At 43.9% G+C, this 12,206-nt stretch carries 7 protein-coding genes; 1 reads left to right on the forward strand and 6 read right to left on the reverse strand.

All coding sequences use genetic code 11. The features are described 5' to 3' along the window. Positions 1 to 18: 18 nt before the first annotated feature. From ACED48_RS12070 to ACED48_RS12095, 6 genes are read right to left on the reverse strand one after another with little or no spacing between them, the layout of a single operon-like run. Entirely contained in the window at positions 19 to 2,157 is a 2,139-nt protein-coding gene (locus tag ACED48_RS12070) for an ATP-binding cassette domain-containing protein (protein ID WP_017058425.1), read from the reverse strand. Next, the gene (locus ACED48_RS12075; protein ID WP_017058424.1) at positions 2,154 to 3,740 is read right to left on the reverse strand and encodes an ABC transporter ATP-binding protein; all 1,587 of its coding nucleotides are present in this window, start codon (positions 3,738 to 3,740) and stop codon (positions 2,154 to 2,156) included. The genes ACED48_RS12070 and ACED48_RS12075 overlap by 4 nt, the downstream gene beginning before the upstream one ends. After that, positions 3,730 to 5,154, reverse strand: a complete 1,425-nt coding sequence (locus tag ACED48_RS12080; RefSeq protein ID WP_029627286.1) for a TolC family protein — start codon at positions 5,152 to 5,154, stop codon at positions 3,730 to 3,732. The genes ACED48_RS12075 and ACED48_RS12080 overlap by 11 nt, the downstream gene beginning before the upstream one ends. Next, positions 5,129 to 7,357, reverse strand: coding sequence for a response regulator (locus ACED48_RS12085; protein WP_017058422.1), 2,229 nt, complete (start codon positions 7,355 to 7,357; stop codon positions 5,129 to 5,131). The genes ACED48_RS12080 and ACED48_RS12085 overlap by 26 nt, the downstream gene beginning before the upstream one ends. Before the next feature lie 3 nt (positions 7,358 to 7,360). Then, positions 7,361 to 8,710: an HlyD family type I secretion periplasmic adaptor subunit gene (locus ACED48_RS12090; RefSeq protein ID WP_017058421.1), complete on the reverse strand. Its 1,350-nt coding sequence runs from the start codon at positions 8,708 to 8,710 to the stop codon at positions 7,361 to 7,363. Positions 8,711 to 8,721: 11 nt separating this feature from the next. Beyond that, on the reverse strand, positions 8,722 to 9,075 hold the full coding sequence (locus tag ACED48_RS12095) for a hypothetical protein (protein WP_017058420.1): 354 nt from the start codon (positions 9,073 to 9,075) through the stop codon (positions 8,722 to 8,724). Positions 9,076 to 9,255: 180 nt separating this feature from the next. On the opposite strand from ACED48_RS12095, the gene ACED48_RS12100 reads away from it, so the two are divergent. Then, positions 9,256 to 12,206: tandem-95 repeat protein (locus ACED48_RS12100; protein ID WP_371692198.1), on the forward strand; the 2,951-nt coding region annotated here is incomplete at its 3' end.

The raw sequence follows: 12,206 nt of genomic DNA on the forward strand, positions 1-12,206 counted from the left end.
TGAATAAATGTTGTAGTTTTAACTTAAACTGTTTAAGTATTTGTCTGTTAAACCAAAATATTTCAAGTTCCCATCTGACTCTAGGACTAAGCTCATGTTTGATGTAATGATTAAGCTAGGGTCATTCGTCGAAAAAATCACGGTCGTGTTCAACAGTTTATCGGTGAACAAACGATTAAAATACTGTGCGTTTTCGTGTTCGGAGCCATTGAAAGGTTCGTCAATGATGATCAGAGATTGTTCACAATTACCTAAGCCAAGCGCTAACCGCAGTTTTTGCTGAACCCCGTTGGGAAGGCCTTTGCATTTATCCACGCTTAATTGAGTCGACAAACCTTCTGGTAGCCACTCGTCCAATTCGAAGAAGCTGATCATCTCTTGCATATCCTCTGTTGGAATGAGTCCATTGTGCAAAATGAAGTTGGTCTCTAGTGAGCCTTCGAAGATGTGCAAGTTAAAAGGGATGTAGTTAATCGATGTGCGATAGCGATAACTGTTGAATTGTTTGATGTTGTAGCCATCGACCGATACCGCGCCTTGATAGCGGTCTTCTAACCCGGCAATGATGGAAATTAGCGTTGTTTTGCCGCAGCCTGTCGGGCCACAAATCACGACTTTTGCCCTGGGTGGTATCTTGAAACCAAGATTGGTTAAACCGGTTGCTGCCCCTGTGTAACGGTGGCTCACACCACTGCCCACAATACTGCCTTGAAACAAGCGAATGGGCGGGCTTTTTTCTAAAGTCAGTTTGTCGTCATTCATCGACATCAAGTTGTTGATCTGAGCTGATGACGCCTTAATTGATTGGAATTTGGAAATGGAGTTGTAAATACCCATGATCGGTCCTAATGCCTTCCAAACCAAAATAACGGTTGCGAGCATGGCACCAGCATCTGAAGTGCCTTCCATTACGCCGATTACCGCAGCGACAATACTTGCCGTGCCAATCACTTGGATCAAACTGCCCCCTGCAGCCTGAATTTTACTGTTGGTCACGGCGACGTTCTCTGCATCATTAGTGCTTTGCATATGGGAAGCACTGAAGCGAGATTGAACTACACGCAACAAAGGTAGGCCTTGAATGGTCTTGATACCACGAAGGAGCTCATTCCATTGATAAGAGACCATCGCATTGGCACGAGAGCTTTTGGATGTGGCTTGTGAGTAGATATAGCGAGAGTACACACAGAATACCAACATTACGACTAAGCCGGCCATTACTACCAGTGCTGCCGTGCCAGACATCAGAGCTATCGCGATGATAAATACAATCACGAATGGCATATCAAAGTAGCTGAGGGTCGATTCTGCCGTTACCAATCGTCGGAAGGTGTCGATATCTTTTAAGCGAGCCAACTGAGACGAAACCCCAGCGGTTGATGTCATAGCGTAGGGCAACCATAGAAGCTTTGATATAACGGCTTGGGATATGTGCATCGCGAGATCTTTACCGGAAGTGGCAATGATATTGACCCGCATTTTCTTAAAAAAGTATTCAGAGAAGCCAACAATAATAGCAAATAAGGTCAGCCAGTAGAGTGTTACTTGAGAACTAGACGTGAGCGCAAAATTATACACACTCATAATAAAGAAAGGTTGTAATGCCCCAAGTACGCTGATGAAGAAGCTCAAAATTATTAAGCTCTTGAATTCATTGTTATAGCGATAGAAAGCATATTTGATCCAATGACTTCTATCTTGAGATTCTGGTGGCGGTTCGCGAAATAGACGAGAGTACTCGCTGATAGAAATCAACAAGCATGGCTTATGACACATTGGATACTCAATAGTGTTGTTGTTCGTGTAATCAAACAGCAGCAATTTTCCATCCTTTGTTCCCAAAAAGATGGCGTTGAGGTTTTCTATCTCAATAAAGCTTGGATTAGGGTGCTTATCGATATTTTCGAGTGTTTTAAGCTTAGTGGCATCACAACGGTATCCAAGACGCTCTATGGTTGCGGTAAAGCTGTCGCTGTCTTTTGGTTTTGGCATAAACGCATCACTGAGGATAGCTGGCGTACCTTCCCATTCAAGCGCTATCAATGCGTAAGCTAATCCACGAATCAGAGGTGACTGATTGTAGCGTTCGTTATATCCGATTGCTTCAAAGTCCAATACACGCTGCGATACATTGTTGAAGTCAACGAGAATACTCATTGATTACCTCCCGTCAGTTTGACACGTTTGAGGCGGTGGTTAAGCTTGTCCATTTTATTGCTGGCAATGATCAAGATCTTGTCATTAGAACGATAAGCAGTACTGGTCAGCACCACTCGGGCAAATTCATCGTCAAAGACACAATCGATATCGTCGAAAATTAATACGCGCTTGCTAGCGAGCAGGGCGCGGACGAGTAACAGAGCATAACCAACTTGGCGTGAGAATGGGTTGCGCATGTGACCTTTAAGTTCGGTGTAAAATCCGGCGGGAAGAGCATCGATTTGTGTCTTGATGTTCATGGTTTCACACAGTGCAAAAGCCGTGTTATTCAGGCTTGGTCGGAAACAGGTGAGGTTATCAATAATGGTACCTTCTACGAACGAGCTCGTTTTATCGACCATCAACACGCTGTTACGCCAAACGTTGTAGTTAATGTCACTCAGAGGCGTGTCGTTGATCATAATTGCCAGATGGTCATCGCTGCTTTGTCTCGTAATACAGTTGGCGAGGTGGGTCTTACCTGCACCACTTTTCCCCGTGAGCAAATAGGCTTGACCACGCTCGAATTCGATACGTTGCTTGTCAGAGTACTTGACTGAAATGCGTTCCACTTCTGTTGTTTCATGTTGATGTTCTACTGAAGCCGTCAGTTCAAGCAGTTCCGCGATACGTTGTATATGAAGTTTATTTAGTTCCCAACGGCTAGCGGTACGCATTACTTGTTGGTAGGGGGCAAAGTAACGGTTGGTTAGCATGATGATTGCAGCCATGATCCCTTGGCTTGATTCCATGTTGATAACCGCCATTGCCAACACCACAACAACACAGGCGATGGAGAGCTGTTGGATCAGTGCCAATATCAACCCGAAATTAGATTCAATTTGCTCATATTTGATGTTTTCGACTTCGCGCTCTTCGACCATTTGTGTCATCAAGCTTTCGACGCGGTATTCCATGTTTCGCGCTTTGATATCCAGTGGGCTAGAGATGATTTCTATGATTTTTGATGTGGTTAAGCCTTCGATATCGGATTTATTTTGCAGGCTACTAATCTTTTGTTTAGAGAGGCTAAATGCGAAAATAGCCAAAATAACTGAGGCTATTAGAAGAGTAACGCCCGCCCATATGTTGATTAGCCCAATTATTATGATGGTTAATAAGCTAACTGCTAGGTTGATTAGAGCTCGAACAGACTCTCCGCCAAAGAAGGTTTTAAGTTCAGGAATAGTAGAGATGCGTTCGAGGTACTCACCGGGCTCTAAGCGGCGGTATTTGGAAATTTCAGCCAAACAGATGGATTGAAAAACCTTGTTAGTTAAGTTGGTCTCAAATTGCCTCATGATGACAGATGAGATCTTCTCTTCCTGATTCTTGAGATGGTAATCGAGGAAGATAGAAATCAAGATAATAGCGAACAATAAGAAAAGAGTGTTTTGTGCTTGATTGGGTAAAACACGGTCGAAAATAATCAGAATAGAGAAGGGCAAAACTAACCCAAATAGGGTGGAAATTATCGTGGAGAAAGTCAGATAACACTTGTCTGCCATATTGATCTTTTGAGAAAATTGTTTAGTTTGCATTGCGATCTCCTTTCTTCAAGGACGAAGCTGAGAGAAGGTGTTTAGGCACTAATTCTTGACTGTCTTGATCTTCAATATCACTCATCAATTGCATGATACTTTCTATAGATTTTACGGAGAGCACGCCCTTAATTTTTTCGAGCTTGATGGTCTCGATGATGTAGTCATATCGTGCGCTTTCGTAATCTCTTAAGGCGCTGAATAATTTACTCTCGGCAGCGAGCAAATCTGTGATAGTACGCGTACCTAATTGGTAGGCTCTTTGGATCCCTTTGTAGGACGCATAATTAGCGCGAATGATGTTTTCATAACTGTTTATAGACTGGGAAAAGTCGTTAATGGTAAGTAGTGAGGTGTTCACATTGTTACGTGTGGTGTAAAGCGAATCTTGGTAAAGCAATTCGGTACGTTCAATGGCCGTCGAGGATTTTTGATATCCGTAGTAATCAGAACCACCAGATAAGAGAGGCACTGCTAGATTCAAGCCAACACTCGTTGAGTTACTTTCGCCTGTCGCTGTTATGTCGGTCTTATCGTAATTATTGGCGTCATCATGACGATAACTGGCCGAGAGCGACACTGTGGGTAAGAAGTTCGAACCGCTCTCTTTTAAGCTTCTACGGCTTCTCTCGACGTTTTTCTTAGCCACAAGTAAGTCGTTATTAAGCTTTAATGCTTGATCCATGATTGAACGTTGTTCTGTTTCGTTTATCTCTTTTAAAGGCACGCTTTCGTAAATATCTTGCGAAGGTGTGATTGGGTACTGAATCTGAATCGATAGGCCATTGAGAATGACTTGGCGATCTTTTTGTAATGTTCTTAATCGATTTGCCACCCCTTCTTTTTGTGCAATCACTTCGTACAATTCACTGGCAGCTGTGTTGCCTAGTTCCACGTTACGTTGCATCTGATGTTCACGAGCCTGAGATGATTTAAGCTCAACCTTCGTTGCTTTTATCTGGGCGTTGTTTTTCAAGTACTCAAAATATTGAGAGCCGACTTCTGAGATGGTGTCTTGGATTTTGTTCTCGTGTTTAATCTCTTCAATGTTGAAGTCGAGCTTTGCCGTTCCATATTTAAACACATCGCCAAGATTGAATATTGACTGGGAAAGGGAAAGGCTGTAGCTGTTCGAGTTGTAGCTTGAGGTCTCATCGGGCACGCTCCGCAATAAGGTCTCATTTTCATTCCATGTGGTATCGGCTGCGCCATTAAGCGAAGGGAGGAACTTAGAGCGGCTGATACCAATGTTGTATTCGTTCTCTTCGACACCTTTATTACTCGCGCGAAGTGAAAGGCTGTTTTGCAGGCCGAGTTCTACTGCCTCAAGCAGGGACGTCGCCGATGCTGAAGGTGTAGTACTTAATGCAAGTGCAGCCATGGTGCTGCTAGTTAAGTTTCTGTACCGCCACATATTTGTTGATCACCTTGATGATTTCGTCGCTTTTGTAAGGTTTGCTGATCACGTAATCCATTCCGGCTTCAATACAAGCCTGGTGTTCGTTACTGCTGGTCAATGCGGTTGCACCTATAATGGTGCAAGGTTTTCTCTCTTTATTTTTTTCAAACTGTCGAATACGCTGTGTTGCCTCTATACCGCCCATTCCTGGCATGATGCAATCCATAAAAATAATGTCGGAACGTTGATTCATGAAGTGTTTTACGGCGTCGGCACCGTCACCAACAGTGTCTGCTTCGTACTCTTGTTTGGTTAAAATACGCTTAAGTAAGATCTGTTGAACTCGGTCATCCTCGACGATCAGGAATGAGCTGTTTTCTATCTGTCCTTGCGATGCTTCCGCTTCCATAATGGAGAGTAAGTTAGGAATAAATTCGTAAGGAATGGCTGGTGAGTTTATGATTTTATCGACGAAGCTGTGGCACTCTTGCGCATGTTGGGTGTTGGTTACGGATAACAGCAGCTTGGTATTTGGGTGCTTCTTGAGCTGTGATTTAACTGTTTTACAGAGCGATGAAAGCTTATTGGGTTCAAATGTATCGGTCAGCATTATTGCATCGTATTCACCGAAGGTTTTCGCTGCTGAAAATAGCTCACTAGCAGTGCGAATCTCGGTGATATCGAGCCCCAAATTGGAGAGCATCTTTCTCATGACATCTATGCGAATTTGAGTGTTTGCGCAGAGCATCAAACGCTTACCGTCGAAACGAGTTTTCTCCGTATGGAAGCTTTTAGCCTTTAGGTCAAGTTCTATTTGAAAACGCTCTTGAGTGCCTGATTGGAACCAGCGGCTTTCGTAGTATCCGTAATCTTTCAAAATGCTCTTTGCTAAGTCGTCTGTGCTGGTGGTGTGGTCTTTGTGAGCGCTCCAATGGAGTTTATTTAGTTTTGCAACAAACACATCAAGCGTTGAGAGGAAATTAAGGTTGATGGTGACGCGCGTATTTTCCATATTAGAAGCCGCACCAGATTCAATCGTTACAAACAATTTCTTGTTAGCTTTGAGCTGAATAGCGTTAGAAAGCTGCAAGAAAAGTATCCAGAATAAGCTGGTGGATTGACCTTCAACGCGATTTGGTAAATTGTCAGAGATAAGACAGTCGAGTTGGCTTTCATTACGCTGAACTTTCGCACTGATATGAATCATCAATTCAGACAGCACGCTCAAAAGCGAGAATTCTTTAGATTTACTCTCTGAGCCTTGAGAAATCAATCGGTTATAGTTTTCAGCAAGCTCTGATAGTGTATTGGAAGCAGACGTAATGTCCTTCGCCATTAACACGCCGCTCTCATCTGTTTCTTGAACTAGGTATTGCACGCCACCATTGATAGTATTGGTTATTCCGCGAATTTCATATCCTATTAGGGCATACAGTTGCTTGTAGAGATCGTTATTGCGCTTTTGGTCTTCTAATTTACTGAATACCAATTTGAGGTGAGAGTAGATCTGACGTTGTTTGGGGTTGATGCTTACTTCGTTAAGAAGCTCTTCAAGTCTTTTTAAATCGAGCTGCTTGAGTTCTTGGTATAAGGCATCGAATTCACAGTCTATTTCTCGTTCGTTTGAGCTGGATTTTTTCAGTTTCAACATAGCTGCTGAGTTAGAAATAACGATAATAACAGCCAAGATTACGGCTATCATAAACAACCACACAAAGAACTTATTCTTTTCTGACATCAAGTCGCTCGCGTGCTTATTAAACATGTTGCGATAGTTGTCATCCATTTGCAGGTAGCTGTTAGTGATTGAAAGGTATAAGTCCAGCATGTCATTACGTGTTTTGGAACTATCGACAAAGCGATTAATAGCTAATTCCATTTGTGTATATTCGGTCGCCCCAACCAAGCTGAATTCGGTTTTGTTCAAAGAGGCTAAAGACCTAAACTCATCTATTTCGCTTTTTAAGGTTGATAGATTCAAATCATTGCTGCAATTGTTGGCTCTTAAACAACGTTGGAGGGTTTGGATATCAAGTTCTATAGTCTGGTTGAGTTCTTGAGCCTTTATTAGAAGTGGGGCGCTTTGCACTTGAGCGACTGAGTCTATTTTCGACCAAGAAAAGTACAAATAGAAAGCGAGCGCGGTTAATACCACACTAAACAATATGCTAAGGCGTAGAGCTGGAACGGAAATGTTGTATGAAGGTTTTCCGCTCATTGATTACCTCTCATCGAACGCATCTTCGATGGCAGACATCACGGGTTTTGCTGCATATTCGATCACACGACGTGACCCTGTTTTCACATCGGCGGTAAATTCCATATAAGGTGATAACTTGTATTGAGTGCCTCCTCGCTCAAGAAAGTTTTGGTCAATTTCAATCTCTGCTAAATAGAATTCGGCATCCTCTTCTTCGTATGATGAACGACTGATTGAGGCAATGGTCCCCTCAACAAAGCCATACTTGGCGAAGTTATAAGTGTCCATTTTTACTTTCACTGCTTGGCCAATTTCAACAAATCCCATGTCTTTACGTGGGATCTTTGCTTCTCCGTGTAGCGAGTTATTGATCGGTGCAATGTCGGCAATGCTTTCGCCTGGCGGAATCACTGCAGAGCGAAAGTTGAAGTGTAGCTTGTCGACTACGCCATCGACCGGAGAATAGACAATAAGACGATCAACTTTATCGGAATGTTGTGGTTGTAAGATTCGCTTTAGCTTAAGGTCTTTATTCACTTGAATAATTTGTGCTTGATATTCTGAATTTCTATTTTCAACCAAATCTCGGTGTTGCTTTTCTAGTTTATCGAGCTGAAAACGCTCATTCATGACTGACTCATCAAGGTTTTCAATCTCACGTACCATGTTGGATTCTTGTACTTTCATATTGAGGACATCAACGTATGAGGCCATCTCTTCTTTATAAAGTGTATTTTTGATGTTGAGTTGTTTACGAATCAGAGAAAGCTGGTTCTCTGAGCTCTTTCTACGTTTTAACATCGAACTTATTAGAGAGTTTTTATGCTTAATATCGTGAGTGATGAGCTCTTCATTAGAGCGGTTTTTTGAGAATTCTTGTTGCCACGTATTCATGTTTACTTGAACCTGATCAGGATATTTTTCAGTGAAAGCAGTAAAGTTTGGCTTCTTCATGTCTCGTAAACTCTCATAGCGAATTTTGTCTAGCTCTAGCTGAATGATTTCTGTATTAACCGTATCGAGTTGGGTATTACGATCAAGAGAGCGTATTCTCGCGATAGGCTGCCCCTCGTAAACGACTTCACCTTTCCTTACTAGCAACTCTTCTAGAATACCTCCTTCTAAGTGCTGGACCTTCTCAACGTCAGATTCCAACAATAACTCTCCACGCAAAGAAACGACAATATCGATGCGTGCCTGCGACGCTACAGCGATAGCAACTAAAGCGAGAAGAAAGATGATGAGCAACGTTTTGTGAACGCTGGTCATAGCACTAGCAAGCACTATGGTGTCGTCCGCTGTGACCTTAGAAGCATCGTTGTTAGAAACCAGTGCTTTTCTGAGGTGGTGCTCTATTTGGTTATTACTCATGACTGCCTCGGTTATTTGTCATCTACTACGTCATTCATATCTAACAAATGCTTGATCTGTTGATTGACATTTTGTAGTTCGGTTTTGACATCTTCCAAAAGATCTTCCGGAACAGGAAAGTGGTGTTTACTCAAATATTCCAACTTTGCCATTTGGGGGGGAAGATCTTGGTCACAAAGTAAAGTTAGTATCGCCTTCAATTTTTTTGAGTAGCAGTTGAGTTCATCGAAGTGATTACCTTTGTGAAGCGTCTCTATATTTATGGCAGCGTCTGAGAAATCCTTACAAAATTCGCTTAATAGCAATTGCAGCCCTTTGTGGTTGTTCTTGATTGAACGCAATAAATTTGTCATGTCTATCATCATTCCACTGCCTAAATTGCTTTAATGACAATAATTAAGGATATTCGAAGGTGCTTTTCAATTTTTTTTGATTATTCGCGCCTAGAAGTTATGAAAATTGTTGTATAAAAACTTGGTTTTCTAAAATGGTGTCCTTTAATGCCTCTAAATACGATTAGTTAGCTAGTAGCAACGGAGGCTGTAATGGCAGGCGAAAATAACCAAAACAACCAAAATGAAGATCTCAATGACGCGGTAGAACAGACGGACACGAACGACGCGGGTACGCCCTCCCTGCAGCAGAATCAACAAAACCAACAGAACACGATAGCGACGACGATAGCGACAGGTGCTGAAAACACGGACGCAGCAGACGAAGTTAACCAAGCGTTGGAAGATAATCCAAGTGGCGCAGGTAATGAAGAAGAGGCCTCGGCTTCTGGTGGTGCTGCAGAAGAAGAGACGCCAGAAAGTGACGAAGGTTCAGATGATGCCCAATCTAATGTAGTTGGTGGTGCCGCTTCTGATGCCAGTTCGGATGATGCCTCGGGTAGTGGAGGTGGTTCAGGTGCCGGCGCTCAAGCTGTCGGTGGCGAAAACGCTGCCGCTTCTGAAGGCGGTTCAGATGCCGAAGGTAATGAAGACCAAGGCCAAGCCGCAAGAACATCAGCGGCGCCTAGCGCGGAGGCTTCGGAATCTGATGAGCAGCAAACGGGCGATGATTTAGATTCACAAACGGTAGAAGAGACATTTGCCGTTGACGTTGAAGCTTCTGACGAAGAAACCATCAGTGAAGTAGAAGATGACTTTGATTCAGAGACGGTAAATGAAACGTTTAAAATCAAAGTGGAAAGCGAAAATGATGCACCAGAAGCTGAACAAAATCTGGCTTACATTATGGATGAAGATGGATCCATAACATTCACTCAAGAACAATTACTCGAATACGCAAGTGATGTTGATGGTGATGAGCTGGTTGCTTCAAATGTTCAAGTCGGCGCAGATGCAACGGTTCAAGAAAATGGCGACGGTACTTTCACGGTGGTTCCTTCCACTGATTTCAATGGCGAACTTGACCTAACTTTTGATATCAGTGACGGACAAGAAACAATAAGCAGCGCAATTGATCTAACGGTTCGTCCTATCAACGACGCGCCTGTACCAGAAGACAAAACGTTTGAAATAGAAGAAGATGGCACACTCATCTTCACTGATGCAGACCTATTAACAGGCGCTACAGATATTGAAGGCGATAACCTAACCGTTGAAGGTGTGACCTACGATGGTGGCGACGGCATTCTTACCGATAACGGGAATGGTACGTACACCTTTGCGCCAAACGAGAACTTTAATGGCGACGTCAACTTCGGTTTTGAGGTGTCTGACGGTACCGATACAGTCTCAGCCAACATCGATGTCAGCGTAACGGCGGTGGATGATGCCCCTGTGTCGGGCGATCTAGCGTACTCAGTCGACGAAGACGGTTCGATTCGTTTGAGCCAAGAGCAACTGTTATCGCAAGCATCAGATGTGGAAGGCGATGACCTGACAGCGAGCGAGCTAAGCGTTGGTGGCAATGCCACTGTTATTCAAAACGATGACGGCAGCTTCACCATCACACCCGATGAGAACTTCAATGGTGACATCGATATCAGCTTCGATATCTCTGATGGCTCCAATACCGTTCAAGCTTCAGCTGACCTAACCGTTAACCCAGTTAATGACCTGCCAGTCCCACAAGATCAACAGTTCAGCGTGGAAGAAGATGGCACGCTCATCTTCACCGATGCCGACCTATTAACAGGCGCAACTGACATTGAAGGTGACAATCTAACGATTGAAGGTGTGACCTACGATGGCGGCGACGGCATTCTTACCGACAACGGCAACGGCACATACACCTTTGCGCCAAATGAAAACTTCAATGGCGACGTAAACTTCGGTTTTGATGTATCAGATGGCACCGATACAGTCTCTGCAAGCATCGACGTGAGTGTCACAGCGGTTGATGATGCGCCTGTCTTGGGTGACCTAGCTTATTCGATCGATGAAGATGGTTCGATTCGTCTAAGCCAAGAGCAGCTGCTATCGCAAGCTTCTGACGTTGAAGGCGATGACCTGACAGCCAGCGGCCTAACGGTTGGCGGTGATGCAACCGTTACTCAAAACGATGATGGCAGTTTCACCATCACGCCAGATGAGAACTTCAATGGCGACATCGATATCAGCTTCGATATCTCTGATGGCTCCAATACCGTTCAAGCTTCAGCTGACCTAACCATTAACCCAGTTAATGACCTGCCAGTCCCACAAGATCAGCAATTCAGCGTGGAAGAAGACGGCACACTCATCTTTACCGATGCCGACCTATTAACAGGTGCCACGGACATTGAAGGTGACAACCTAACGGTTGAAGGTGTGACCTACGATGGTGGCGACGGTATTCTTACTAACAACGGTAATGGTACTTACACCTTTGCGCCAAACGAGAACTTCAATGGTGACGTAAACTTCGGATTTGATGTGTCAGATGGTACCGATACGGTATCTGCCAACATCGACGTAAGCGTAACAGCGGTTGATGATGCGCCTGTCTCGGGTGACCTAGCTTATTCGATCGATGAAGATGGTTCGATTCGTCTAAGCCAAGAACAACTGCTATCGCAAGCATCAGATGTGGAAGGCGATGACCTGACAGCCAGCAGCCTAACAGTTGATGGCGATGCGACGGTTGTAGCTAATGATGATGGCAGCTTCACGATTACGCCAGATGAGAACTTCAATGGTGACATTGATATCAGCTTCGATATTTCAGATGGCACCAATACGGTTCAAGCAACTGCAGACCTTACGGTTAACCCAGTTAACGATCTACCAGTCCCTCAAGATCAGCAATTCAGCGTGGAAGAAGACGGCACACTCATCTTTACCGATGCCGACCTATTAACCGGTGCTACTGACATCGAAGGTGACAATCTAACGGTTGAAGGTGTTACCTACGATGGCGGTGACGGTATCCTTACCGATAACGGTAACGGCACATACACCTTTGCGCCAAATGAGAACTTCAATGGCGACGTAAACTTCGGCTTTGATGTATCAGATGGTACCGATACGGTATCTGCCAACATCGACGTAAGCGTAACTGCCGTTGA

This window comes from Vibrio sp. 5S239 (assembly GCF_041439575.1).
In the GTDB taxonomy this organism is placed as follows: Bacteria; Pseudomonadota; Gammaproteobacteria; order Enterobacterales; family Vibrionaceae; genus Vibrio; species Vibrio kanaloae.